Source organism: Bacillus sp. DX4.1 (assembly GCF_030348195.1).
Lineage (GTDB): Bacteria > Bacillota > Bacilli > Bacillales > Bacillaceae_G > Bacillus_A.
In genome coordinates, this window is the sequence record NZ_JAUCFT010000008.1 from 962,185 (window position 1) to 988,690 (window position 26,506).

The window sequence follows — 26,506 nt, forward strand, 5'->3', positions numbered from 1 at the left end:
CTGTTGATCTATCCTTACCTTTTACCTTATTTAATGTGTGACATTAAATCTAATTGTTTGTTTATAAAGCTTTTTAGTTATTTTCTTGACTTTTAATAAAACTTTAGCAGGGGGGCGTTTAAGGAGAGTAAAAAATGATGTTTCAAATAAAGAGATTATTAGAACCATATAAGACAAATTTATTCTATATAAATACAAATTAAAAAACCGACATAAAACCCTTCTTTTTAGGTGGGAGAGAGCATCCGGTCATGCATAGAAGCGGTCAGATCCTTTTCCTGCCCAGACGTAGTGAAAACAAAGAGAGAAAACGAGTGCAGGTCACTTTTTGTTATCCATAGCCGCGGCTTATATGTCGAAAAATCAAAATGGATTTATATAATTTCTTTAACTTACCAAACTACGTTTTTTAAGAAGTGTGGATTTGATATTGTTGATAAAGAGTTATTACCTGAAAAACCATGGATTGATTGTGCACATTGCCCTAAATTTCACTGTTGTGATGAGGTTGCTATAATTAAGTATATTTCATGAAGTTAGAATGAGATCCTTTTGTTACAGTATAAAAAGCTAATCGTTCTAAGTACAATTAGCTTTTCGTATAGCCTTCTTCTCTAGAAAACGTCTTGCTCTAGAGCATTGTGTGCTGCATTTGGTCCCATTAAAAGATTTTTCAGTTCTCCTATTTCGGAGAGGGCGACGAGGATATAACCACTAATTAAGACAATGAGTCCAATGACTCTTAATGTTTGTAGGCTAATAATTCTTTGGTTTTCCTCAGAATTATCTTTGGGCGTTGAAGTGGGGGTATGGTTCATAATAGGGCTCCCATCATTTTGTTTATATTTATAAGGTTATGAAATATATTCGTTTTTCATAAAAATCCGGAAGTATAGTCATTTTCACTATATGAGAAATGCCTAAAAGAAGTGATTGGAAATCTGGAGATACTTTTCTAAGTGGAATAAAAAAAAGACCGCAATTCGCGGACTTTTTGTTTTGCTATCGGGTGCTTTTATTCAAGGAGGAGTCAGTAATTTATAACATATTTGTTGATTTACAATAAAGTTATTTAAAAAAGCCCATTCAGTTATTCAACAATCGGGCCATATTCTGGAATAACGGGTAACCCCAAGATACCTGTAACTTTTACATTTAAACTTTAGCGGAAATAATAAAATCCTTTTTTGTTAAGCCTTAGAGGACATTAGAATCTTTAATTCCTGGTGTTAATGTCCTCTTTCCTTTATTATCGGACATCTCTGTTACTGTGGTTGCTGACCATCGTACTGCTTTTTCTTCATTCTTGTGCCCAGTATGATGAGGGCGACATAGATTACGATGGCAATCGAATCTATAAGCGTATTCGTAAGCCCCGATACGTCAAGCAAGGCCGTTACACCAAGAATAACCATCAGTCGGACGATCAGGATCGCCGCGATCAACCATGCGGCAAACCGGATCTTTGATCGCTCGGTTTGGAATGACATGAAAATGAAAGCGATGCCGAAGACCAGATTTTCCGCCGTGATGATGTGCCAGACATACGTGAATACTGTCCGGGTACCCACGGATATTGCCTCAATGTTGAGCGTCGGTAGCACAGCGGATTGCCCGTTCCATGCGTGCGTGACGGCAAACAGCATCGCAAGGACGCCTGCAATCAGATAATAAAAATTCCTAACCTTGATGTTCACCACAACCTTCCTTGGAAATTCCCGGTTCCTTCTTTCTCTTTTTTGTTTACTTCTTTATTATTTTCAATTTATTCTCTTAAAGTAATTTTATTCACTTTAAGAAAATAAAGAACGTTACTTTAAATAAAGTCGCTCATTTCCGTGACCTTGTCGCTTTATGCCACAAACGGGCGCGATTATTGAATAACTCTTAGATTTAAACGACTTTATTGTTATATTTTTAGGTATAGTGAAGTAATCTACATCAAAAATTAAACAATTTTATTTTAACCCCATCCTAAAATCAGCATGGGGTTATGCGTGTTTGAGGTTTTAAAATTAAATAACTTTATTGTCACTTTACAATATTGATGTAGATATGATCTTTCGCAATCGGGCACGTTTGTTGAACAAGAAGTAAAAGGGTATTACATATTAGTCATGTATAATATGTAACACCCTTAATTTTTTATGACTTTTTACAATTATGATTTCAATTATAAAGAAGAAATTCGTTTTTTGGTTTTGGGCAGAATAATAAATTTGATGAAAAATATTCCAATCATAGCAATGGAAAGAGTAGGTAAGAACTGTTGGGTACGAGCAAGTGCAATAGCGGTAAACACCATTAATTGCACACATGTTACGAAAAAGATAAGCGTAAGAAATTGGCGTATTCTTTCTTCATAAGAAATGGGAAATAATACTACAATATTATTTCCTGAAAAATATTTCCATAGGGCACGAAGTTGGATAGACGACATGTATAAGAGACATAAAGTAACTAAGCCTTTCGCAAGTGGAGTAGGTACATAATATACAACTCCGATTCCGACGATAGTCAATCGAATGTATATTCCAAAATAATCATTGGTCCGAAGAAAGGCTAAAGTGTACAAATATAAGAAAGTAGATTGCTTTTTATGTAGGAAAGGTTCCAGCCAGCTTGTAAGCCATGTTCTTTGATTTACTTGTTTTTTTATTTGCGGAACATCTGTAAAAAAGTTAGCAAATTGATAAAAGCGCATGTCCATTTTTTCTTCTTGTTCGATTACATATTCCCATTGAATCCGTTTTGGAGCTTGTTTTAATGTATAAAAAAGAAAGACGAGAAGAAGTAATAATCCCACTCCTAATAAAACAAACGAAACAGATTGAAAGAGCATATATACAATAAGTATGTTACAACCTGTCCGAATGATGAACCAAAGATGAGAAGTATGTCGATCTCTCCACATCCAACTTATGTATATATTCCATCCTTTTACGAGTGCTAAAATAAAGAATACAGCACATAAAAAAGCAGGTGTTGCGTGTAATTGCAGTGCCAGCGGTGTAATGATAAGCACAGCACATAACAATGGAAAGAGTTGAATGATGTAATTATATAGGAGCGATTGTTTGAAATAATGTGCTAATTTTTCTTCAAGTGCTAATAAATAAATGGCGTCAGGTTTTTGTAAAAAAGTACGGATTGGACATCTAGTTACAATGATTGTCAGCAGAGATATAATGATGAATAATGAGACTCCTTTAGAAGGAGATGTTTTAAGAAATTTTGCGTAATAATATGCACCAATACATGAGACGAAGATGAAGCTGTATAGTAGACCGCTAATCATGCGTGCAAAGTACATGATGACGTTTTGAAGATGTTTTTGAAAACGAGCACCCCATAATGTTTCAATTGTCATGTTTCTCACCTCTGTCTTTTATTATAAAGTGAAACTTTAATCAGTGGGGGTTTTTTCATCCGCCAGCTATCTTCTTTACTTTCGCCGAATTTTGAGGTGGGGGTATTACTGCCCAAGAATAGCGGAATAAAGGTTTCTTTCTTATACAAAAATAAAAACGAGCAAATTGCTTTATGCAACATGCTCGTTTTCATTTTGAGAATTTCTTTTATCTCGCTTCATTAATGGATAGAAGGCAAAGCCGATTACAAATAATCCAATCCCAAGTAGGAACGTTTTTAAATCTGTGGCGCCTGTCTTGATGACCCATAGTGCATATACAATTGCTATGGTCGCGATAATACCATCCAGAATACGCGTACCTTTTTCGTTCTTATATGTTTCACCAGTTATGACGAGTTTTAATTGGAAGATTGGTGAAACGAGATATGGAATTAAGTAAGCCAGCGTTGATACGGTAATAACGAATGTATACGCTTCGGCAATCGTTCCTGATAGTGTTGAGAATAAGAACACTTGCGACATAATGTTTGTCAGTCGCAAGGAATGAATCGGACTTCCCTTTTTGTTTGTTTTTGCAAAGAATGAAGGGAAGAATCCTTCTTTTGCCGCTTGATATGGTACTTCTGAGCTTAATAAAATCCAGCCCAGAATGGAGCCGAATAAGGAAGTAAGGGCAAGAAGTGCCATTAATTTCCCACCGCCATGTCCCATTGCAGCATTTAATGCATCTGCTAATGGACGTTCAGAAGTTTGTAATTTATCAATGTGAAGAACACCCATTGTTAAAATGGTAATTCCTAAATAAATTCCTACTGTTAAGAGTAAGCCTGTTACAGTTGCTCGTTTCACAATTTTGGGAGATACAGCGCGATTTGATAATAATACAGCTGATTCAATCCCAATAAATGCCCACAATGTTGTGAGAGCGGCTAAGTTTACTTGTGAAAGTAGTCCATGTGAAACGCCTTCTTTATCGATCATCGGTGTGTACCATTGACCAAATTTTGAAGCTTGAAATGCAAATAATGTCACAATGATGAACAGAAGGAATCCAGTAACTTTCGTTGTTGTTGCTAAAAAGTTTAATCTTCCGGCTCCATTTACACCGTTTGTTAAAATCAAATGTGTGCCCCATAGTAAGAAAGAACAGATGGAGAACGTAATGAGTTTTCCAACTTCAATATCAAAAGAACCAATTGAAAATAAAAGACGCGTATCTTTCATAATTGGGAAGAAAAGCGATAAGTAACCCGCAAAAGATGTAATAATAGCAACGTTACTCGCCCAGTTTGCAACCCAATAGCCCCAAACCATGCTAAAACCAGCCATTTTTTTCTTCTTTGGTGATTTGAATAAAGCGTATGCGTGACTTTGTGGCCCTGTTGTTAAATCAGGACGACGAATTGCTAAATTACCGAAAACAAGAGCTAGCATTAAAACACCAAATCCTGTTGTTAACCAAGCTAACGTAACACCGAGTGGGCTAGCTGTTTGTGCCAATGTACTTGGCACCATAAAAATACCAGCGCCAACCATGTTGCCGACAACAAATGCTGTCAGTACCCAAAAGCCCCATTTTTTCTGTTGCATAAAAGAATACCTCCAAAGTTAGTATAACCAAGTCAAGCGAGGAGATATGTATGTCTTCCAAAAAGGAAGAAAAGCAAGTTCCATACAAAACAAAAAAAAGCACGCGTGATTGTCGTTACGTGCTTTCTATCTTATAAGAAACCCACGACATATCTCTCGATAGCTCTCCACAAGCAAAATACCTGTGACAGTTCTGCACCTATTCAATGCAGCCCCAGCAAGAATGTACAGTGGGTACTTCTTACTTCGGCAACCATTCCTTTCTCATTCGTTCATCAATGCCACTACATTTCCCGAAATGATACTCTTAATGACTGCAACCTCTACCTCACCGAGATACGAATGAGGATTTATGTATTAAGTTAACGTAATCAAGGGTAACAAATGTATTTTTATTCGTCAATGGATACAGTAATAATCAGACTATGGTGAACAATTTGTCATTAAGATGAGGAATGTAGGCTTTATATAATTGTTGTGTTTTCTTGTTTCTACAATAAAAAAGAAGCTGATAGCCAAAAGTCCACGAAAAGTGGTCTCTTGGCTCAGCTTCTATATGAAAAATTATACTAAGTTTAGTACAGTTACTTTCTCGCGTGTCATAGATTCAAGGCTCTTGCGAATACCTTGTGCACCCATGCCAGAACCTTTTACACCGATGAATGGGAAGTGGTCAGGGCCACGCTCTGTACGTCCGTTAATTTGAACGGAGCCAGTTTCGATTTTGTTTGCAATTGCAAATGCTTTATTAATATCTTTTGTGAAGACACTTGCTTGCAGACCAAAGTCTGATTTATTGGCAATTTCAATTGCTTCTTCATCAGAAGAAACGCGAATGATTGGAAGAATTGGGCCGAATGGCTCTTCCCAAGCAACTTTCATTTCTTCTGTAACATTGTCAATTAATGTTGGGTAAATTAAGTTACGTTCACGTTTATTGCCGATCACAATTGTTGCACCTTTTTGGACTGCGTCATCAACTAATCCTTGAACGAAATCAGCAGATTTGTCATCGATTAATGGTACAATTGTGCTGTCTTGTTCTGGAGAACCGACAGATAATGCAGCCACTTGTTCTTTTAATAAGCTTACAAGTTCGTCTGCTACTTGTTTATTTACAAGCACGCGTTTAATTGCTGTGCAACGTTGACCTGAATAAGAGAATGCACCACTAATAATATGGTTTGCAGCTTCTTGCAGGTCAGCATCCACGCGTACGATACCCGGATCCTTACCGCCAAGCTCTAATACAAGTGGAATCATAGCCGCTTTTTTCGCTAAGTGAGCTCCTGTATTTGTACCACCTGTGAACGATACCATATTTACGCCAGGATGTTCTACTAAGTAGTCACCAATGACAGAACCGCGTCCTGTTGCTACGTTGACAAGTCCTTTTGGAAGACCTGCTTTATGAAGTGCTTCAACCATTTTAATACCGCTAATTGCGCCTTGTGTTGCTGGTTTAAAGATAACAGCATTTCCCATAATAAGAGCTGGTGCAAGTTTTGCAGCAGATAAGTTTACAGGATAGTTAAATGGTGCAATTGCTAGAATTACGCCGCGCGGAACACGTTGAACAATGGCAAGTTTAGATTTAGATCCACCAGGGAAGCTGTCTCCCATCATGCTTTCGCCATGCATATGAAGTGCTTCATCTACAGTGTAACGAATTAAATCTGCTGTACGAACGACTTCTTTTTTCGCATCTTTATAGCCTTTACCGACTTCTTTCATTACAATATCGGCAATTTCATCTTGCATATTTACGAGCTCATCAGCCCATTTATATAAATATTTTGCGCGATCTTGAAGAGACGCTTCAGCCCATTCTTTTTGAGCTTGTTTTGCAGATTCAATCGCTTCATCAACTTCTCCGCGAGTAATTGCTTGTACTTTACCGATTACTTCATGTAAATAAGGTGATGGGATATCAATTGTTTGTCCAGATGAACTTTCTCTCCATTCACCGTTTAAATAAAATTTGTATGTATTGCTAGTTGTCATGATTAGTCCTCCTAAAATAGCAACTTGTAAGAGTGAGTATATGGTGATTGTAGGGGGTTTGAGAATATTTTTCAAACAAAATGTTTATGAAAACGATTTCTCATGTCGATTTTATTTTGTATGCCCTTTCATACAGCGGTTTACCTTATTTGCAAGTGAGATATAGGGTAATCCGTATAGTATCAATAGATGCAGTTTTAAGTTGGTTTAGATTGTAGAAACTTTATCTCCGCTAGGTGAGGGCTAATAATCAGTGGGGTATGGAGAACCCCCTACTGATTAAAGTTTCACTTGATACAATTGTTAAAAAAATAATTGACAGAAAAGTCTCTAAAGTTATAAAATAAAAAATGGAAAATAAAAACAAGGAGGTGTGCGTAATGATTGTAGTTGTAAATTTGACTGGCTTAGCTATATTACCTGGAGTGAAATATCCATATCATTACGCAACCTGTACGGAAAGATAGAGCTTTTTTGTTTTTTGAAAAAGCGTACGTTGCGTATATCGTAACGTACGCTTTTATGCGTTTTTCGCATATCGTCAAGCGGCGGTATGCGTTTTTTTGTCCCTTTTTTGGGTGTTTCCATGCTTTTTGTATGGTTTTCATACTACATCGAATATAGAAAGGAAGGAAAAATGATGAAACAATACGGTCTTCGAAATGTAAAAGCAGGGGCTTTTGATACCGGATAATGGAAATGGGATAAAACGAGATTTGGAAGGGAGAGATTATATTGTTTTCAGTATTACAAAAGCTAACTTGGTTTTTTAAAGCACAATGGAAAAGGTATAGTATAGCGATTGGAGCGCTTTTAATTGTAAATGTAATTGAAGTTGTTCCCCCAAAGGTACTCGGCTTAGCCATTGATGATATAAAGACAGGAGTTTTAACGAGTACGGTGATTATGAATTATGTTTGGATCCTGTTTGGGGTAACGATAGGAGGATATGCGCTCACCTATGTATGGCAACATCAATTATTTGGCGGGGCATTTGTACTTGAAAAAACGATGCGTTCCAAGTTTATGGGGCACTTGCTGAAAATGACGCCAACTTTTTATCACAAGAATCGTACCGGTGATTTAATGGCACGGGCTACAAATGATTTAAAAGCGATTGCCATGACTGCAGGGTTTGGTATATTGACACTTGTTGATTCCAGTTTATATATGTTGACGATTGTGTTCATGATGGGATTTTCAATTAGTTGGCAACTGACGATTGCTGCGCTCTTACCGCTCCCAATTATGGCGTATGCCATGAATATATATGGGAAGAAATTACACGAACGCTTTACGATTGCCCAAGATGCTTTTGGGGATATGAATGATAAAGTACTCGAGTCGATTGCAGGTGTTCGTGTAATCCGTGCATATGTACAGGAAAAAGCTGATGAACAAAGGTTTCATCACTTAGGAACAGATGTGTACGAGAAAAATATGAAAGTGGCAAAAATTGATGCACTGTTTCAGCCGACAGTCAAAATGCTTGTTGGACTTAGTTATTTAATTGGTTTAGTATACGGAGCATTTTTAGTGTTTCAAATGAAAATTACACTGGGAGAACTTGTTTCCTTTAACATCTATCTTGGGATGATGATTTGGCCGATGTTTGCCATCGGTGAATTAATTAATGTGATGCAGCGCGGGAATGCCTCGCTTGATCGTGTAAATGAAACATTAGCATATGAGCCTGATGTGAAAAATGTGAAAAACCGAGCGCATGTATATAAGCCGGAATATGTTGATTTTAATGAGGTATCTTTTTCATATCCAACATCGTCAGAGCTCAATCTGAAAAATATTTCTTTTTCATTAAAGCAGGGAGAGACACTTGGAATCGTTGGGAAAACCGGAAGTGGTAAAACGACACTTGTTCGTCAACTTCTTCGCCAATACCCGCTTGGAACAGGAGAAATTAAGGTATCGGGTGTCGCACTAGGTGAAATCCCAATTGATCATGTACTGGGCTGGGTTGGATATGTACCGCAAGAACATATTCTATTTTCGAAAACAGCGCGTGAAAATATTTTATTTGGGAACAGAGAGGCAAGTAGGGAAGAACTTCAAAAGGCAATTGAAATTGCTGCGTTTAAAAAAGATTTAGAGTTTCTTGCAGAAGGATTAGAGACGCTTGTGGGGGAAAAGGGTGTTTCTTTATCCGGTGGGCAGAAGCAGCGGATTTCGATTGCACGCGCAGTGATTCAAAATCCAGAAATATTAATTTTAGATGATTCTTTATCTGCTGTTGATGCTCGTACAGAAGCGGCAATTATTGAAAATATAAGAAGAGAACGGAGCGGGAAAACAACGATTATTACAACGCATCGTCTATCTGCAGTGCAGCATGCCGATTGGATTCTCGTTATGGATAATGGTGAGATTATCGAAGAGGGAACACATGACAGGCTCGTTCATGAAGAGGGTTGGTATGCAGAACAATTCGAAAGACAGCAAGGAGAAAGTATAGAGGGTGAGGTGAAAATATGAGTGTCGGAAAAAGGTTATTTCAATATGCAATGAAAGTAAAAACAACCATTATTGCTGCACTTGCTATGTTGTTGGTTTTCGTTATTGCTGAGCTTGCAGGCCCATTTGTTGCGAAGACGATGATCGATAATCATATTGTCGGAATAGAGAAACCATGGCATGAAACGGTGAAAGGTGAAGATGCCGTTTCTTATAATGGTACTTGGTATAAGCGAAGTGATCGTTTTGAAAAAGGAGAACAAAAAGGAAAGGAAGTTCGAGTGGTACAAATTGGCTTTAAGTATTATTTTGTCCCAAATAAGCTTTCCTTTGAAGGAGCACGTTCTATAAAAGGGGATATTATTACCGTTCAAAGCGGAGAAGCAACGCAAGTGTATAAAGCAAAAATGTTAACAGGGGCGGAAGTGTATTCGTTTTATGAACCGGAGATAAAAAGGTTACTCCTGCTCGGCGGAGGTTACTTTGCCTTATTATTGATTGTGTCATTATTTGCATATGGTAAGCAGTTTTATTTACAGAAAGCATCTAATAAAATTATTCAAATTATGCGTGAAGATGTGTTTTCACATATTCAAACATTGCCGATTCGTTATTTTGACCATTTACCGGCGGGGAAAATTGTATCGCGTGTAACGAATGATACAGAGGCAATTCGGGAGTTATATGTAACGGTTTTAGCAACATTTATTTCTAGTTTTATTTACATTATCGGGATTTTCGCTGCTTTATTTTTGCTTGATATAAAGCTGGCGCTCATGTGTTTACTCATTGTGCCAATTTTAATTGTGTGGGCTATTGTATATAGAAAGTATGCTTCTGTATACAATCATAAAATGCGTTCTCGTTTATCAGATATTAATGGTACAGTGAATGAATCAATTCAAGGGATGCCAATTATTCAAGCATTTCGGCAAGAGCGCGCGACAAAACAAGAGTTTGAGGAATTAAATGAAGACTACTATAAGTATCAAAACAAAATTTTAAACTTAAATGCAGCAACATCACACAATTTAGTAGGGGTGCTTCGTAATATTGCTTTTACAGCGGTGATTTGGTATTTTGGCGGTGCTTCTTTAAGCGCTACAGGCCTTATTTCTTTAGGGGTGTTATATGCCTTTGTGGATTATTTAACACGACTCTTCTCACCGATTACGAATATGGTGAATCAGCTTGCAAACTTAGAGCAAGCACGCGTTGCATCAGAGCGCGTATTTGAGCTGTTGGATGAAACAGGAGAAGCTGTGCAAGAAGAACATATACCACGTCTTAGAGGTCATGTTCGATTTGATGATGTTTCCTTCTCTTATAATGGAAAAGACGAAGTGTTAAAAAACATTTCTTTTGAAGCGAAAAAGGGAGAGACAGTTGCACTGGTCGGTCATACTGGATCAGGAAAAAGCTCGATTATGAACGTGCTCTTTCAGTTTTATGAATTCCAAAAAGGAAAACTTACAATCGATGGGCGTGATGTAAAAGATATGCCAAAGCAAGCGCTGCGCGAGCATATGGGAATTGTATTGCAAGATCCGTTCTTATTTACAGGGACGGTTGCATCGAACGTGAGTCTAGAACATCCGAAAATTTCGAAAGATAGAATTGTAAAAGCGCTTCATGATGTGGGAGCAGAGCGATTTGCAAATCATATAGAAGAGGAAGTTACCGAAAAAGGGAATACACTTTCTACTGGAGAACGACAGCTTATATCATTTGCACGAGCTTTAGCATTCGACCCGGCTATTTTAATTTTAGATGAAGCGACGTCAAGTATTGATACAGAGACAGAAGCGATGATCCAACAAGCATTGGAGGTTGTAAAGAAAGGAAGAACAACATTCATCATTGCCCACCGCCTTTCAACGATTAAGAGTGCCGATCAAATTATTGTTCTTGACCGGGGGACCATTCTTGAAAAAGGATCACACGAAGAATTAATGCAGAAAAAGGGTCGTTATTACGAAATGTATAAAACACAGATCGAAGGAAGTCAAAGTGCATAATCTTCATTAAATGTTCAGGGAACTCTTAAAGGAACTTGCTTTGTTTAGCAAGTTCCTTTTTTGTAAAGGTAAGGCAGTATTGTTTTACCTTTTTCTTTATAAATGCTATATTAAAAAATGTTACTTATTTTTTGTATGTTATGATTTTACACCCTTTTGTTTGATTATGAAGAAAAAGGATACACTAATGACGAACATTTTCATTGAAAAATGATTCAAGATTGCATACAATCAATATAGCTTTTAAATTCCTATCAGAATACTTGGAGGATTAATATCATGAAAAAATTATTTTCAGTGCTTGCAGTAGCCACGCTTGCGGTCGGTATTGTAGCGGGCTGCGGCAAAGAAGAGAAAAAAGATACAGCGAGTCAAGATGCATTGCAAAAAATAAAACAAAGCGGTGAAATCGTTGTTGGTACAGAAGGTACATACCCACCGTTTACATTCCATGATGAGAGTGGAAAATTAACTGGATTTGATGTTGAGTTAACAGAAGAAGTTGCAAAACGATTAGGTGTGAAACCAGTGTTTAAAGAAACACAATGGGACAGCTTACTTGCAGGACTTGATGCAAAACGTTTTGATATGGTTGCAAATGAAGTTGGGATTCGTGAAGATCGTCAAAAGAAATATGATTTCTCTAAACCATATATTTCTTCTTCAGCAGCTCTTGTAGTTGCAAAGGATAAAGATAAGCCAGCTTCATTTACAGATGTAAAAGGCTTAAAAGCAGCACAATCTTTAACTAGTAACTACGCTGATCTTGCAAAGAAAAATGGTGCGGAAATCACTGGTGTAGAAGGCTTTAGCCAAGCAGTAGAACTACTTAATACAGGGCGTGTTGATTTCACAATCAATGATCGTTTATCAGTATTAAACTATTTACAAACGAAAAAAGATGCGAATATTAAAATTGTTGCTACAGAAAAAGAAGCAGCACAAAGTGGCTTCTTATTCCGAAAAGGTAGCGATAAGCTTGTACAAGAGGTGGATAAAGCGTTAGAGGATATGAAAAAAGATGGTACGTACGACAAAATAGCGAAAAAATGGTTTGGTGAAGATGTATCTAAGTAGTGCAATTATCAGTGCAGATCGATTATCGGTTTGGGTAGATATTATGCAAACTTCCTTCATGCCTATGCTGAAGGAAGCTCTTTTCACGACAATTCCATTAGCGCTTATTACATTTATCCTTGGTCTTATATTAGCGACGCTTACAGCTTTAGGACGTATTTCAAGTAGTCGCATTTTACAATGGATCGCTCGTATCTATGTATCTATTATTCGCGGAACACCACTTCTTGTACAACTGTTTATTATTTTCTATGGACTTCCAACACTGCATATTGAGATTGAACCATTCACAGCAGCTGTTATTGGATTTTCATTAAATGTTGGTGCGTATGCATCTGAAATTATTCGTGCGGCTATCCTATCGATTCCGAAAGGGCAATGGGAGGCAGCGTATACAATAGGGATGACGTATCCTCAAGCATTAAAGCGCATCATTTTACCACAAGCAACACGTGTATCGATTCCGCCACTTTCGAATACATTTATTAGTTTAATTAAAGACACTTCATTAGCATCTTTAATTTTAGTAACAGATATGTTCCGAAAAGCACAGGAAATTGCAGCAATGAATTATGAATTTTTAATTGTTTATTTTGAAGCGGGCCTCATTTATTGGGTGATTTGTTTCTTACTTTCTATTGTTCAGCAAATATTAGAAAAGCGTTCAGAACGTTATACGCTAAAATAATTATCCTTTTACAAAAGGAGTTTTTGTTTTTATGATTTCAATTCAACATTTACAAAAGAGTTTCGGTGATAATACCGTACTAAAGCAGATAGATGTATCAGTAGATAAAGGTGAGGTTGTCGTAATTATCGGACCATCTGGGTCTGGTAAAACAACATTTTTACGTTGCCTCAATGTGCTAGAAACACCGAATGCTGGCATCGTCTGCATCGGTGATGAAGAACTGGATTTCTCTAAAAAAATAACGAAGAACGATATTGTAAAACTTCGTACACAAACAGGTATGGTATTCCAGCATCATAATTTATTTCCTCACTTAACAGCCGTTCAAAATGTAATGGAAGGGCTTGTTACAGTGAAAAAGATGGGAAAAGAAGAAGCAAAGAAAAAGGCGACATCCGTCCTTGAAAAAGTTGGACTAGGAGATAAATTGGATTTATATCCATTTCAGCTTTCAGGTGGACAACAGCAACGCGTTGGGATTGCCCGTGCGCTTGCGATGGAGCCGCAAGTTCTATTATTCGATGAGCCAACTTCAGCACTAGATCCTGAGCTTGTGCAAGAAGTGTTAAAGGTGATGAAAGAACTTGCGAAAGAAGGAATGACGATGGTCATCGTAACGCATGAAATGCGCTTTGCCCATCAAATTGCAAACCGCGTTATCTTTATGGATGGTGGTGTTGTCGTAGAACAAGGCACACCAGAAGAAGTGTTTACAACTCCAAAAGAAGAGCGGACGAAGAAGTTTTTACAAATGCTTCAATAGAAAGGTCTCAAGCGAATGCTTGAGACCTTTTTTGCCATATATATTTATTTTTGGTATCCGCCAAGGCTTTGTTCAGCCATTGCTACTAAACGTTTTGTAATTTCTCCACCAACAGAACCGTTTGCACGAGCTGTAGAATCTGCTCCTAATTGTACACCAAATTCTTGTGCGATTTCGAATTTCATTTGATCGATTGCAGCTGTTGCACCTGGTACTACTAATTGATTGTAAGAACTTTGGTTTGCCATAGGAATATATCCTCCTTAGAGTATAAGAGATTTTTTTGGTTGGACTAGCTGGATTTGAACCAGAATCGCCCCGTTTGGCGCTAATCCATCGTTTGAGGTGAATGTATTCATAGTATGGATGATACGTAGAGAGATATGCAAAATTTAAATTTGTAAATTTTGTAAAAAACAACTTAGAGAGAACAAAATGAAAAAGTGAGGTATCGTTGTATTTTTGTAAAAGAAGGCTACACTAATCGTGAATATCAAGTGAAACTTCTATCAGTGTGGTGTTTCATTCACCACTTATCTTCTTTGTTTTTTAGAACTTTTATACGGTATACAGTGAATTGTGTTTGGAGGAATGTAGATGGCGATGTGTCCGCTTTGTAATGCACTGGGAAATCAAACATATACTTGTCAAGCTTGTACGAGTATACTCCAAGATTACGGTAAAGTTGTGGATTATTTAGACGCTTATAACGCATATATGGATCAAGATTTATTAACAGCAGTAGACGGTTTAACATCAAACAATTCTCAGCGATATTGCATTCACTTTTTTTATTGCGGGGCGTGTGGAGAACAAACGGAAATAACAGTGAAGCTTGTGTAACGTAAAACTTCCACCTCTAAGGTAAGGTGGAAGTTTCATCTTCTTGAAACAGTTCTTCAGGACGTTTGAAAGAGCATTCTGTTAAGTGCATCGCATATTCATAAAATAATTGTCTCGTCAGCTGGCTGCTTTCTTGTAATGTTTCACATTGAAACACAGCTCTTCCTGGCTTAGAATTTGCTTCAAATAACCAAATTTGACCTTCTTTATCAAATCCGATATCAAATCCAATTTCTCCAATAAAGCCCTCGATTCTCTGATCTAACATGGTACTGAGCTGTAGTGCAGCAGCTGTTAATTGATTTGTATGCCGAATGCGGTCTGTTGCGTTTGGGAAAATTTCTTGGAGTATCTTTATTTCTCCTCCGTTATTAATATGAGTTGTCATACTTCCTTTTCCCGCAATTTTAGCAACGATGGCACTGACTGTCCAAGCACCAAAGCGATTTTTGTTTGTATGAATCCGAAAATCAACAGGTTGCCCGTTAACACGCATTAATGAAATTCCTTGTTGGACAATAAACGTTTTTAAATTATGTCCTTGCATCACATGATTCATTAACGTTTCTAAAGAGTAATACTTTCGTAATTTATTTTGCTCACCTTCGCGGTAGCGACAATAATAGCTGTTTTCTGTAGGAGAATAGAAAATTTGATAAATGTTCTTTCCTAAGCTACCATGTATGGGCTTCATATAAACATGTTTGTATTTGGATAAGAAACGTTCTACTTGCTCGAAATGCCGAAACATTTCTGTTTTTGGTAACAAGGAAGAGACCGTTTTTTCGTTTGCGAGAAGTTGATGTATATCCCATTTATTAAAAAACCCTGGGTTAAACCATGGAATCGTATATTCTGTTTGCAATCGCTTTTTAATCCGAGAAATTGGTTTGTAAAGCTCTGCTTGGCGGTTGGGTAATCGGTCATAAATGACATTTGGGAAAGGGACGTTACATTGTATCCAGTTTCCGTCCTTGAAAAAGTACCCTTCAATTGTTCCTTCTTCCCAATTGATATGTTGTGCACCAAATAAAAATACGAATGGACATAGCGATTCAGATGGAGTCAGTAAATCTCCAAGTGTAATCGAACGGTTTCCAATGGGATCAGATGCTGATTCGGTAAAACCGGTTGTGAAAATGCCAATCAGTGGCCCAAATATAAGTGTTTGATCTTGAATGAAAGCATGAATGCTAGTTGGGAATGGCAGATAAAGCTCTTTCGCAATCTGTTCGCCGATTATAATTTCATGAGAATATGTGTAACGAATTTGAATATCCTTACATGCCATATAACGTGTTCCAAAAGAAAGAAATTGAAGAGAGGAAGTATTAGAAAATATATAGGGTACTGTTAGAGATAGCGGCTGATCTTTAGAAATTTGTAATGTGTAAATATGATCTTTCAATACAGTTCTCCCTCCTTTGTATGATAATCGTACATACATGTATAGTTGTTAGATGGGATTTGTAATCCTACCAAATGGGCGGTTTTATGTTATATATGCATTGCAAACGTACTTCCATAACATTATACTGTTGTCCGCATAACGATATGCTATTTTCTGCTGGGCGTGCGCTGGAAATGATATGGAGTAAAATTTCTATCATTTTAAGCTGTTAGCAGTTATCTATTTTGCTTCTCATTAAGAATTGAATTATTTTGTAGAGCGGGATCATATAGAGAATCAAAATGAATGGATTTTGATATTGTAGTAAAATGTGTGTATATTGGAGAAATGGAAGGTTGGTATTGTAATGAATATGTGGTTAAGTATATTAACAACGACGGGCATAGGAGCGGTGATTGGTGGGTTTACGAATCATTTAGCGATTAAAATGTTATTTCGTCCTCATCGCCCCGTTTATATTGGAAAGTTTCAAGTGCCGTTTACACCGGGATTGATTCCGAAACGTCGTGATGAATTAGCAGTTCAATTAGGGAAAATGGTTGTCGATCATTTGTTAACACCGGAAGGGATAGAAAAGAAATTAACAAATGAAGACTTCCAGCGGGAACTGATGAGCTGGACACAAACAGAAGTGGACAAGTTTTTCATGAATGAGCAAACATTACGGGACGTATTAGAAAAATGGGAAATGGGATATGCGGAGAGTCGTGCGGTCCAACAAATTGAAAGAATCATTGCGGAAAAGATTGATGTATTCTTATCGCAATATTATACATATACATGGGAACAAGCTCTTCCCATTTCGGTTCATGAAAAAGTGGAGCAAACCATTCCAAGGATAGCCTCTTTCGTTGTGAAAAAAGGAATTGAATTTTTTGAAAGTGCAGAAGGAAAACAACATCTTTCAAAAATGATCGATGACTTTTTTGCTTCACGAGGTACGTTATTAAATTTAGTCGGTATGTTTTTAGGGAATGTAAGTCTAGTGGATCGTCTGCAGCCAGAAGTTATTAAGTTTCTACAACAAGACGGAACGAAGCAGTTGTTAAACGATGTGTTGCAAAAAGAATGGGAGAAATGGAAAGAGCGAGAAGTGAAAGAACTGGAGTCTTTTGTATCAAAAGAGGCGGTTATACAAACAATGATATCTACGATAAAAGTCGAAGAAACAGTAGGTGCTTTTTTGAATCAATCTGTTCGAAAAGCTTGTGAGCCTGTGCGAGAAGAAATTGTCCAAAATATGATTCCGAAGCTAGTGCAAAAAGGCTTGAAATGGGGCATAAGCAATGTGGGGAATGTTCTAGAGCGCTTACATTTAGCGGAGATTGTGCAACAAGAAGTATCTACATTTTCAACAGAACGATTAGAAGATCTTGTGTTATCGATTACGAAGAGTGAACTGAAGATGATTACATATTTAGGAGCGTTATTAGGAGGGACAATTGGGCTTGTACAAGGTGTGTTATTACTTTTCCTATCCTAACTTTTGTGCTATATAAATACAAATTAAAAAACCGACATAAAACCCTTCTTTTAGGTGGGAGAGAGCATCCGGCCATGCATAGAAGCGGTCAGATCCTTTTCCTGCCCCATGCCAAGTGAAAACAAAGAGGTGCAGGTCACCTTTTGTTATCCATAGCCGCGGCTATATGTCGAAAAATCAAAATGGATTTATATATATTCTATTCTACGGTAAGATATAAAGAAAGTGAAATTTCTTCACATCTCATGCATAGTTTGATATTGTAAGAAGGTACATATCAAAAAGTACCCAAAGGGTTGCACAGAGTGCATGATAGCTCTAGCCCACTAAAGGAGGAAATATAAAATGACGAAGAATATTCATGATGTTGCATATGAATTACAAACAGCGATTACAGAAAATGCAGATTTCCAAGCTTTAAAAGCAAGCTATGCAGAAGTACAAGGAGATGCGGATTCAAAACAATTATTCGACCATTTCCGTGTAATGCAAATGGGCTTACAACAAAAAATGATGCAAGGTGAAGAAATCACAGAAGAAGATAACAAAAAAGCACAAGAAGTTGTAGCGATTATTCAACAAAATCCAAAAATCGTAAGATTAATGGAAGCAGAGCAACGTTTAAATGTTGTAATCGGCGACATTAACAAAATTATCATGAAGCCACTTGAAGAATTATATAGTGCATATATGCAAGCTTAATAAAACAGGCGTTTCCTCATAAAGAGGAAACGTCTTTTTGTATGAAAAAAGATGTTCAGCAAATGAAAAAATCCGTACTGAATATTATTCTAAAATAATAAAAATAATGTAAAGGTTTTCATTTTATATTGTTAAAATAATGTCAAATTCATATTGTTTGAAATATAATGCATTTATAATATAATAATTAACAAGGTGTAATACGCCTAAAAATTTACAGTATAACCAGCTTTATTGTACACGACTTTGACATAAAGGGATGATTAGTTTGAGCACAAAAGTACAAGCAAACAACGTGAAAACAACTACGAAAGGAGCCGACCTTGTTGTTGATTGTTTAATTGAGCAAGGAGTCACACATGTTTTCGGTATTCCAGGTGCAAAAATCGACTCTGTATTTGATGTATTACAAGAACGTGGACCAGAGTTAGTCGTTTGTCGTCACGAGCAAAATGCAGCATTTATGGCAGCGGCTGTCGGAAGATTAACAGGGAAACCAGGCGTGTGTCTTGTTACATCAGGTCCAGGAGCATCGAATCTTGCAACAGGTCTTGTTACTGCAAATGCAGAGAGTGATCCCGTTGTTGCTTTAGCAGGTGCAGTGCCACGTACAGACCGTTTAAAACGTACACATCAATCCATGGATAACGCTGCATTATTCGAACCAATCACAAAATATAGTGTAGAAGTAGAGCATCCTGATAATGTGCCAGAAGCATTGACAAATGCATTTCGCCATGCAACTTCCACTCATCCAGGAGCAGCACTCGTTAGTCTTCCGCAAGATGTTATGACTGCTGAAACAACAGTCTCATCCATTGGTGCGCTTTCTAAGCCACAGCTTGGTATCGCTCCCATACATCAAATTGAAATGGTTGTAGAAAAAATAAAAGCAGCGAAATTACCAGTTATCTTGCTTGGTATGAGAGCAAGTACGAATGAAGTAACAAAAGCAGTTCGTGAATTAATTTCTGATACACAATTGCCAGTTGTTGAAACATATCAAGCGGCAGGAGCTATTTCACGTGAGTTAGAAGATCATTTCTTTGGACGTGTTGGATTGTTCCGTAACCAACCAGGCGATATTTTATTAGAAGAAGCTGACCTTGTTCTATCCATTGGTTATGATCCAATTGAGTATGATCCAAAATTCTGGAATAAACTTGGAGATAGAACGATTATTCATCTTGATGATCATCAAGCAGATATCGATCATGACTATCAACCAAATTGCGAATTAATTGGCGATATTGCATTAACTGTGAATAGTATTGCTAACCAATTACCGAAACTCGTACTGTCAACAAACTCAGAAGCCATCTTAGATCGTTTGCGCGGGAAATTGACAGAGCAAGCGGAATTACCAAAACGTGACCCGAAAGGTCTTGTACATCCATTACAAGTGATTCGTACACTACGTTCGTTAATTGACGATGAAACAACGGTTACTTGTGACATCGGTTCACATTATATTTGGATGGCCAGATGCTTCCGTTCTTATGAGCCACGTCGGTTATTGTTTAGCAATGGTATGCAGACATTAGGTGTTGCACTTCCTTGGGCAATTGCAGCGACATTAGTTGAACCAGGTAAAAAGGTTGTTTCGGTTTCCGGAGACGGTGGTTTCTTATTCTCTGCAATGGAACTAGAAACAGCGGTACGTTTGCAATCCCCAATTGTTCATCTTGTTTGGAGAGATAGCACGTATGATATGGTTGCGTTCCAGCAAATGATGAAATATGGCAGAACATCAGGTACAGAGTTTGGTGACGTTGATATTGTGAAGTTTGCAGAAAGCTTTGGTGCTACTGGCCTTCGTGTCAATCAGCCAGAAGAATTAGAAGCTGTATTACAAGAAGCGATGAAAGCAGAAGGACCTGTTATCGTGGATATTCCAATTGATTACCGCGATAACATTAAATTAAGCGAGAAATTACTGCCAAACCAATTAAACTAATGGTAAAGGAGTAGAACATACATGAGCGTTGCACAATTATTAGAAATAGATGCTAAAAAAAATAAAGTTCAAAATGAAGTGTATCAAATATCGACGATGCTTGCTTTATTAGATGGTATATATGATGGAGTTATCAACTTTGACCAATTAAAAAAACATGGTGATTTTGGCATCGGTACGTTTGATCGATTAGATGGTGAAATGATTGCCTTTGATGGGGAGTTTTATCATTTGCGTTCCGATGGTTCGGCAGAAATAGTAGAGCCAGATGAAACAACTCCATTTTCAACTGTAACGTTTTTTGAAAAAGAAATGAGTTATACGATTGATCGTCCAATGAATCGTGAAGAAGTGGAAGCTTTATTACAGGAGTTAATGCCAAGTAAAAATTTATTTTATGGTATTCGCATGGATGGGACATTCCGGGAAGTGCGAACAAGAACAGTTCCACGCCAACAAAAACCATATGCACCACTTGTAGAAGTGACAAAATCACAGCCGATTTTTTCTTTCTCGGACACAAAAGGAACAATGGCAGGATTTTGGACACCCGATTATGCGCAAGGTATTGGAGTAGCTGGTTATCATTTACATTATATTGATGATGGGCGTAGCGGAGGCGGACATGTTTTTGACTTCGTCGTTGAAAACTGTACGATTCAGATTTGTCAAAAAGCGCATTTGCATTTAGCGCTTCCAGAAACAGCTGATTTTATGGCAGCTGATTTATCAAGAGAAAACTTAGAAAATGATATTGCAACTGCAGAAGGTGCAGAGTAAAAAAGAAGCCAATTTGGCTTCTTTTTTATTTGGAAACGAACGGATGCTGCTTGAAATAAAAGCGCCATGGATAATGAACAGCTTCTTCCGCATAGTCAATATTAATGCGTGGCCCAGAGACAATTTCATATCGAGAAGATAAATGCTCTTCTTCTGGAACAAGCTCAACATATAGTTCATCACCTTGCAGTGATAAGCCCCTTTGTTCTAAAGTAATGCCCATTGCACGGCAGAGCTTCCCAGGTCCGTTCGTTACATTTTTATATTGTGCTTTTGTTATCTCAGTTTTACCGTAGCGTGCAACCTTCATTTCTTCAATACCTTGTGCTGGTTCCAATGCGCGAATAAGTACGCCTTGCGGAATACCAATTGGGGCCGTGATGATATTGAAGCAATGATACATACCGTAAATAAGGTACACATAAGCATGTCCAGGTGCACCAAACATAACTTCTGTGCGATCTGTACGTCTTCCGCCATAGCTATGTGCAGCTTTATCATCGGGACCTTTATATGCTTCTACTTCTACAATCATTCCACTTCGCTCTATACCATCTACGATATGAACAAGTTTATGACCCAGTAACCTTTTGGCAATTTCTAATGTATCGCCTTCATAAAAAGATAGGGGTGCTTTCATACTGGTATCTCCTTTGCAGCTGATATACACATTAAATCAAATTTTTCACAGAGATTCCAACTCGTTCTAATTAACAATTTAATTTCATAAATTATGGATAGAGTAAAAGCAGCTAAGAGGAGGGAGCGCGACATGATTTATCGCTTATTGGCTCTTAATATAGATGGAACATTACTGCAGAAAAATGGAAAGATACCAAAAGGGACACGAGAAGCCATTGATTTTGTGAAACGAAAAGGCGTATACGTTACGCTGTTTACAAGTCGTAACTTTCAATCTGCTCATAAAATAGCAAAATCGTTAAAGCTAGATTCGATATTAGTTACGCATAGCGGTTCCTTTATTTCCGCTTCATTAGATAAACCGTTCATCCAAAAACGATTATCTGAAGAAAAAACATTTAATATGGTGCAAGTACTTGAACATTTTGAGTGTAATATCCGTATTTCACATGAACGCTTTTCTATTGGTAACCGTGAGCGCAATACATCAAACTTAATTGCACGCACTGTATTATCAAGTACAGATCCGCTTTTTTATCCTGTTCAATTTGTGGATTCATTAGGTGACACACTCCGTGATCAACCTGTTGCTGCTCCAAAGATTGACGTTGTCTTTACAAGCAGAGGAGAAAAAGAACGAGCGCTTAAAACATTGCGTAAAGCGTTTGAAGATGCAGAATATATAGAATGCGATGGGGGAAAAGTAGAAATTCTTCCGCCGCATGTATCGAAATTAAGAGGTTTACAATTACTAGGAGAGCACCTTGGAATAGAGTTAAATGAAATGGTAGCAATTGGTGATAGCTTAGAAGATCTAGATGTCATTGAAAGTGTGGGATTAGGAGTTGCAATGGGAGATGCACCAGTTGAATTGAAAAAAGCAGCGGACTGGATTACGCGTTCCAATAGTGAAAATGGAGTAGAGTATATGATTAAAGAACATTTTCGAAAGCAATTTCCACTGCCATTTCTCAAAAATCACTCGCAGGTTAATAAATGGTGAAAGAGTATCTCCGAGAAGTGGCCTGATAGCTACTTCTCGGAGATGTTTTTTTATGAATGAATTATCGCATAATCGATATATAAATCCATTTTGATTTTTCGACATATAAGCCGCGGCTATGGATAACAAAAGGTGACCTGCACTCATTTTCTCTCTTTGTTTTCACTATGTCTGGGCAGGAAAAGGATCTGACCGCTTCTATGCATGGCCGGATGCTCTCTCCCACCTAAAAAGAAGGGTTTTATATAGGATCAGAAAGTTAATCGTAAGTTTTGAGATTACAAAAATTTCACTACTTTTCTTCGGGAAAAATGAGGTAAAAGCTTCTGTATTGACCTGTAAACGCCCTTCAAGTAAACTAAAGAGAGTTTACAAATGAAAAGGTGATAAGTGTTGTTAATTTCAATTAAAACGTTACAAGATGATCGTTTTTTACGCCCGCTGCAAAATATTAGCGGCTTATTTTTTGAAGAAAGTACGATAGGATTTGAAAAAGAAGACGCAAATCTTATTGTTGATATACATGTAGAAGGAAATGTAACAGCGTCTGCTCGTTTAACAGATGTTGCAACTGGAAATGTATATGAAGAAACGTTTTCGAAAGATTTATCTTTCTTTACAGAAGAAAAAGAACGTATGAAACAAGTAAAGCATGTTGTTTCTTATGTGTACCTATCTGTTCTGCAGCAGCTAACAGGACTTGAGCAAAGTTGGGGTATTTTAACAGGAGTGCGTCCAACAAAACTTCTTCACAAAATGCTGCAAAATGGTATGACAAAAGAAGAAGCGCATAAAGAGCTTCGTGAAAGTTATTTAATTCATGAAGAAAAAATTGAACTTCTACAGCGTATTGTAGACTGTCAATTAGCGGTTGTTCCAGATTTATATCGTTTGAAAGAAGAAGTGAGTATTTATATCGGTATTCCGTTTTGTCCGACAAAGTGTGCGTATTGTACATTCCCGGCTTATGCAATTAATGGACGCCAAGGATCTGTTGATTCTTTCTTAGGCGGTTTGCACTATGAAGTTCGTGAAATAGGTAAGTTTTTAAAGGAAAAAGGGGTAAAAGTTACAACGATTTATTACGGCGGCGGTACCCCGACAAGTATTACAGCAGAAGAGATGGATATGTTGTATGAAGAAATGTATCAATCGTTCCCTGATGTGAAAGAGGTGCGTGAAGTAACAGTTGAGGCGGGTCGTCCGGATACAATCACACCAGCAAAACTGGAAGTGTTAAACAAATGGAATATTGACCGCATCAGTATTAATCCGCAGTCTTATCATCAAGAAACATTGAAAGCAATCGGACGTCATCATACGGTGGAAGAAACGATTGAGAAATACCATCTTGCTCGTGAAATGGGCATGAACAATATTAATATGGACTTAATTATTGGTCTTCCTGGTGAAGGTCTAGACATCTTTAAACATACGTTAGATGAAACAGAAAAGTTAATGCCAGAATCGTTAACAGTTCATACGCTATCATTCAAACGTGCTTCTGAAATGACGCAGAATAAGCGTAAATATAAAGTGGCAGGCCGCGAAGAAATTACAGCGATGATGCATGAAGCGGAAGAGTGGACGAAGAATCACAATTACGTGCCATATTACCTATATCGCCAAAAGAACATTTTAGGTAACTTAGAAAACGTTGGCTACGCGGTGCCATCGCAAGAAAGTATTTATAATATCGTAATTATGGAAGAAGTACAATCCATCATCGGTCTTGGCTGTGGTGCATCTAGTAAATTTGTTCATCCGCAAACAGGTGCGATTACACACTTTGCAAACCCGAAAGATCCGAAATCATATAATGATGGTTATATGAAATATACAGAAGATAAGCTCGAGATTTTAAAAGAGTTATTCTCCTAAGAGGCTGACCTAAAAGTCCACGTATAGTGGGCTTTTAGGTATCAGTCTCTTTTTTTATTTCGTTGATGCTCGATTGGTTTAACGAATCACCCCCTACGGATGAAAGTTTCACTGTATTTGTAAAACAGTGTCGAGAATAATCAGAAAATGAAGGTAAAAATATGCAGGAAGATGTCTGCTTATGCACGAAATGATAGATTTATGAAAGATTTAAGGGGGTATATTTTGATATGTATATGACCATTGGAAGAATTTTTGATTTAACGGTAGGGAAGTATCCAAGTAAAGAAGCATTGGTCGAACCAGAAAAGAATATTCGATGGACATATAAACAATGGGATGAACAAGTTAATAAAACCGCACAGGCACTGTTAGCAGAAGGCGTGAGAAAAGGGGATTGTGTGTCTGCTTATTTATACAACTGTCATGAATTTGTAAACGTTTACTTGGCTTGCGCCAAAATCGGTGCGATATTCAATCCAATTAATTTCCGCTTAAAAGCAAAAGAAGTAACTTACATTCTACAAGACGCCTCCTCCAAAGTTGTTGTATTTGAAAAAGGTGTCGAGCAGGTAGTTGCAGCGATTGAACGAGATTTCCCAAACAGTTCTTTTTGGTATATTGAAGATGATGCCCCTTCCTATGCTACTTCCTATCATGAAAAGGTAAATGCTGCATCGTCTGAACCGGTAGACATTGAAATTGAAGAAATGGACTATTGTTCGATGCTCTATACAAGCGGCACGACGGGTCATCCAAAAGGAGTGCTACATCGTCATCGTGACATGGCTGAACATAGTATGATTTGCACATATTTCTTAAAATATAACCGTGACAGTATTGGTCTTGTAGTAGCACCGTTATATCATTGCGGTGAATTAAATGCTGGTATTATACCACGGATTCAAGTTGGCGGGAAAAATGTAATTTTACACCACTTTGATACAAAGCAGGTGTTACATACAATTCAAAAGGAAAAGATTACAACATTTTTTGCGGCGCCAACGATGTGGAATATGATGTTGCAAGAAGATTTGTCACAATATGAATTACGGTCTATGAAAATTGGAGTATATGGCGGAGCGGCGATGGCCCCAGCGCTTGTGAAAGAATGTAAAGAGCGTCTGCATATTGATCTTGTTCAAATTTATGGAATGACAGAGATGGGTCCGGTTGTTGCATTCTTAGTAGAAGAAGATCAAATTACGAAAGCTGGTTCAGCTGGAACGCCTTGCTTTAGTCATGAAATTCGTATTGTAAAACCAAATGAAGAGGGACCGGCAGAGCCGGATGATGTACTGCCTCCATATGAAGTGGGAGAAATTATTTTACGTGGACCAACCATGATGGCAGGGTATCACAATCGTGAAGAAGCGACAGTAAAGTCTATGTATAAAGGGTGGTACCACTCGGGGGATCTCGGTTATTTTGACAAAGATGGTTATTTATATGTAGCAGATCGCGTTGATGATATGGTTATTAGTGGCGGGGTGAACATTTATCCGCGTGAAATTGAAGATTTCTTACATAGTCATGACGGCATACTAGACGTTGCGGTACTTGGCGAGCCGGATGAACTATGGGGTGAACGTGTTGTTGCGGTAGTAGTTAAAAAAGATGAGCATATTACGGCGGCAGATTTAGAAAAATATTGTAAAGAAAGTGATGAATTAGCTGACTATAAACGACCACGCCACTACGTATTTGCAGATGAACTTCCTCGTAATGCGAGTGGGAAGCTACAGAAATTTGTGCTTAGAGAGTCATTAAAAGGTGCTAAACAATAAAAAAAATGCCTTTCCAAATTTGGAAAGGCATT

At 37.6% G+C, this 26,506-nt stretch carries 21 protein-coding genes, 1 pseudogene and 1 riboswitch; of the genes and pseudogenes, 14 read left to right on the top strand and 8 right to left on the bottom strand.

Annotated elements, in window-relative coordinates; all coding sequences use genetic code 11:
• Positions 1-378: 378 nt before the first annotated feature.
• A pseudogene (locus QUF99_RS07920) lies at positions 379-534 on the top strand (GNAT family N-acetyltransferase); the annotation flags it as partial.
• Positions 535-614: 80 nt separating this feature from the next.
• Here QUF99_RS07920 and QUF99_RS07925 read toward each other — a convergent pair.
• The 5 genes from QUF99_RS07925 to QUF99_RS07945 form a co-directional block, all read right to left on the bottom strand.
• Positions 615-818, bottom strand: coding sequence for a hypothetical protein (locus tag QUF99_RS07925; protein ID WP_289369355.1), 204 nt, complete (start codon positions 816-818; stop codon positions 615-617).
• Between the two features lie 447 nt (positions 819-1,265).
• Positions 1,266-1,700 (bottom strand): hypothetical protein, encoded by a 435-nt coding sequence (locus tag QUF99_RS07930; RefSeq protein WP_289369356.1) that lies wholly within the window; start codon positions 1,698-1,700, stop codon positions 1,266-1,268.
• A gap of 473 nt (positions 1,701-2,173) precedes the next feature.
• Positions 2,174-3,370, bottom strand: coding sequence for an ABC transporter permease (locus QUF99_RS07935; protein ID WP_289369357.1), 1,197 nt, complete (start codon positions 3,368-3,370; stop codon positions 2,174-2,176).
• A 171-nt stretch (positions 3,371-3,541) separates the two neighbouring features.
• On the bottom strand, positions 3,542-4,963 hold the full coding sequence (locus tag QUF99_RS07940; protein ID WP_289369358.1) for an amino acid permease: 1,422 nt from the start codon (positions 4,961-4,963) through the stop codon (positions 3,542-3,544).
• A 152-nt stretch (positions 4,964-5,115) separates the two neighbouring features.
• A riboswitch (Lysine riboswitch) is annotated at positions 5,116-5,297 on the bottom strand.
• Between the two features lie 230 nt (positions 5,298-5,527).
• The gene (locus QUF99_RS07945; protein ID WP_289369359.1) at positions 5,528-6,967 is read right to left on the bottom strand and encodes an NADP-dependent glyceraldehyde-3-phosphate dehydrogenase; all 1,440 of its coding nucleotides are present in this window, start codon (positions 6,965-6,967) and stop codon (positions 5,528-5,530) included.
• A 735-nt stretch (positions 6,968-7,702) separates the two neighbouring features.
• Between QUF99_RS07945 and QUF99_RS07950 the strand changes: the two genes are divergently transcribed.
• The 5 genes from QUF99_RS07950 to QUF99_RS07970 all read left to right on the top strand — a co-directional run bounded on the left by QUF99_RS07950 (position 7,703) and on the right by QUF99_RS07970 (position 13,985).
• Positions 7,703-9,457 carry an ABC transporter ATP-binding protein gene (locus QUF99_RS07950; protein ID WP_289369360.1) on the top strand — a complete coding sequence of 585 codons (1,755 nt, stop codon included), beginning with the start codon at positions 7,703-7,705 and terminating at the stop codon, positions 9,455-9,457.
• Complete coding sequence (locus tag QUF99_RS07955; protein ID WP_289369361.1) at positions 9,454-11,454, top strand: ABC transporter ATP-binding protein; 2,001 nt, start codon at positions 9,454-9,456, stop codon at positions 11,452-11,454. The genes QUF99_RS07950 and QUF99_RS07955 overlap by 4 nt, the downstream gene beginning before the upstream one ends.
• Before the next feature lie 279 nt (positions 11,455-11,733).
• Positions 11,734-12,531, top strand: a complete 798-nt coding sequence (locus tag QUF99_RS07960; protein ID WP_289369362.1) for an amino acid ABC transporter substrate-binding protein — start codon at positions 11,734-11,736, stop codon at positions 12,529-12,531.
• Positions 12,518-13,219: an amino acid ABC transporter permease gene (locus QUF99_RS07965; protein WP_289369363.1), complete on the top strand. Its 702-nt coding sequence runs from the start codon at positions 12,518-12,520 to the stop codon at positions 13,217-13,219. The genes QUF99_RS07960 and QUF99_RS07965 overlap by 14 nt, the downstream gene beginning before the upstream one ends.
• Positions 13,220-13,250: 31 nt before the next feature.
• Positions 13,251-13,985 (top strand): amino acid ABC transporter ATP-binding protein, encoded by a 735-nt coding sequence (locus tag QUF99_RS07970; protein ID WP_289369364.1) that lies wholly within the window; start codon positions 13,251-13,253, stop codon positions 13,983-13,985.
• Positions 13,986-14,029: 44 nt separating this feature from the next.
• Here QUF99_RS07970 and QUF99_RS07975 read toward each other — a convergent pair whose 3' ends face one another.
• Positions 14,030-14,233, bottom strand: a complete 204-nt coding sequence (locus QUF99_RS07975) for an alpha/beta-type small acid-soluble spore protein (protein WP_289369365.1) — start codon at positions 14,231-14,233, stop codon at positions 14,030-14,032.
• A gap of 349 nt (positions 14,234-14,582) precedes the next feature.
• On the opposite strand from QUF99_RS07975, the gene QUF99_RS07980 reads away from it, so the two are divergent.
• Positions 14,583-14,828: a hypothetical protein gene (locus QUF99_RS07980; protein WP_289369366.1), complete on the top strand. Its 246-nt coding sequence runs from the start codon at positions 14,583-14,585 to the stop codon at positions 14,826-14,828.
• Positions 14,829-14,844: 16 nt separating this feature from the next.
• On the opposite strand, the gene QUF99_RS07985 is transcribed toward QUF99_RS07980, so the two are convergent.
• Positions 14,845-16,236 carry a YheC/YheD family endospore coat-associated protein gene (locus tag QUF99_RS07985; RefSeq protein ID WP_289369367.1) on the bottom strand — a complete coding sequence of 464 codons (1,392 nt, stop codon included), beginning with the start codon at positions 16,234-16,236 and terminating at the stop codon, positions 14,845-14,847.
• 349 nt (positions 16,237-16,585) lie between these two features.
• On the opposite strand from QUF99_RS07985, the gene QUF99_RS07990 reads away from it, so the two are divergent.
• The 4 genes from QUF99_RS07990 (at position 16,586) to budA (ending at position 21,161) form a co-directional block, all read left to right on the top strand.
• Positions 16,586-17,722 carry a DUF445 domain-containing protein gene (locus tag QUF99_RS07990; protein WP_289369368.1) on the top strand — a complete coding sequence of 379 codons (1,137 nt, stop codon included), beginning with the start codon at positions 16,586-16,588 and terminating at the stop codon, positions 17,720-17,722.
• A 345-nt stretch (positions 17,723-18,067) separates the two neighbouring features.
• Entirely contained in the window at positions 18,068-18,424 is a 357-nt protein-coding gene (locus QUF99_RS07995; RefSeq protein WP_289369369.1) for a YlbF/YmcA family competence regulator, read from the top strand.
• 268 nt (positions 18,425-18,692) lie between these two features.
• Complete coding sequence (gene alsS, locus QUF99_RS08000) at positions 18,693-20,381, top strand: acetolactate synthase AlsS (RefSeq protein WP_289369370.1); 1,689 nt, start codon at positions 18,693-18,695, stop codon at positions 20,379-20,381.
• A 21-nt stretch (positions 20,382-20,402) separates the two neighbouring features.
• On the top strand, positions 20,403-21,161 hold the full coding sequence (gene budA, locus QUF99_RS08005) for an acetolactate decarboxylase (protein WP_289369371.1): 759 nt from the start codon (positions 20,403-20,405) through the stop codon (positions 21,159-21,161).
• A gap of 25 nt (positions 21,162-21,186) precedes the next feature.
• On the opposite strand, the gene QUF99_RS08010 is transcribed toward budA, so the two are convergent.
• Positions 21,187-21,801 (bottom strand): DNA-3-methyladenine glycosylase, encoded by a 615-nt coding sequence (locus tag QUF99_RS08010; protein ID WP_289369372.1) that lies wholly within the window; start codon positions 21,799-21,801, stop codon positions 21,187-21,189.
• A gap of 132 nt (positions 21,802-21,933) precedes the next feature.
• On the opposite strand from QUF99_RS08010, the gene QUF99_RS08015 reads away from it, so the two are divergent.
• From QUF99_RS08015 to QUF99_RS08025, 3 genes are all read left to right on the top strand, one after another.
• Entirely contained in the window at positions 21,934-22,806 is an 873-nt protein-coding gene (locus QUF99_RS08015; protein ID WP_289369373.1) for a Cof-type HAD-IIB family hydrolase, read from the top strand.
• A 390-nt stretch (positions 22,807-23,196) separates the two neighbouring features.
• The gene (locus tag QUF99_RS08020) at positions 23,197-24,687 is read left to right on the top strand and encodes a coproporphyrinogen III oxidase (protein ID WP_289369374.1); all 1,491 of its coding nucleotides are present in this window, start codon (positions 23,197-23,199) and stop codon (positions 24,685-24,687) included.
• Between the two features lie 230 nt (positions 24,688-24,917).
• Positions 24,918-26,474 (top strand): fatty acid--CoA ligase, encoded by a 1,557-nt coding sequence (locus QUF99_RS08025; protein WP_289369375.1) that lies wholly within the window; start codon positions 24,918-24,920, stop codon positions 26,472-26,474.
• The last annotated feature ends 32 nt before the right edge of the window (positions 26,475-26,506 follow it).

Coding starts and splice junctions, on each gene's coding strand:
- QUF99_RS07960 (WP_289369362.1), top strand. CDS start 11,734: ATGAAAAAATTATTTTCAGTGCTTGCAGTAGCCACGCTTGCGGTCGGT.
- QUF99_RS08015 (WP_289369373.1), top strand. CDS start 21,934: ATGATTTATCGCTTATTGGCTCTTAATATAGATGGAACATTACTGCAG.
- QUF99_RS07940 (WP_289369358.1), bottom strand. CDS start 4,963: ATGCAACAGAAAAAATGGGGCTTTTGGGTACTGACAGCATTTGTTGTC.
- QUF99_RS07990 (WP_289369368.1), top strand. CDS start 16,586: ATGAATATGTGGTTAAGTATATTAACAACGACGGGCATAGGAGCGGTG.
- QUF99_RS08025 (WP_289369375.1), top strand. CDS start 24,918: ATGTATATGACCATTGGAAGAATTTTTGATTTAACGGTAGGGAAGTAT.
- QUF99_RS07965 (WP_289369363.1), top strand. CDS start 12,518: ATGTATCTAAGTAGTGCAATTATCAGTGCAGATCGATTATCGGTTTGG.
- QUF99_RS07945 (WP_289369359.1), bottom strand. CDS start 6,967: ATGACAACTAGCAATACATACAAATTTTATTTAAACGGTGAATGGAGA.
- QUF99_RS07935 (WP_289369357.1), bottom strand. CDS start 3,370: ATGACAATTGAAACATTATGGGGTGCTCGTTTTCAAAAACATCTTCAA.
- budA (WP_289369371.1), top strand. CDS start 20,403: ATGAGCGTTGCACAATTATTAGAAATAGATGCTAAAAAAAATAAAGTT.
- QUF99_RS07970 (WP_289369364.1), top strand. CDS start 13,251: ATGATTTCAATTCAACATTTACAAAAGAGTTTCGGTGATAATACCGTA.
- QUF99_RS07925 (WP_289369355.1), bottom strand. CDS start 818: ATGAACCATACCCCCACTTCAACGCCCAAAGATAATTCTGAGGAAAAC.
- QUF99_RS07975 (WP_289369365.1), bottom strand. CDS start 14,233: ATGGCAAACCAAAGTTCTTACAATCAATTAGTAGTACCAGGTGCAACA.
- QUF99_RS07955 (WP_289369361.1), top strand. CDS start 9,454: ATGAGTGTCGGAAAAAGGTTATTTCAATATGCAATGAAAGTAAAAACA.
- QUF99_RS08010 (WP_289369372.1), bottom strand. CDS start 21,801: ATGAAAGCACCCCTATCTTTTTATGAAGGCGATACATTAGAAATTGCC.
- QUF99_RS07980 (WP_289369366.1), top strand. CDS start 14,583: ATGGCGATGTGTCCGCTTTGTAATGCACTGGGAAATCAAACATATACT.
- QUF99_RS07995 (WP_289369369.1), top strand. CDS start 18,068: ATGACGAAGAATATTCATGATGTTGCATATGAATTACAAACAGCGATT.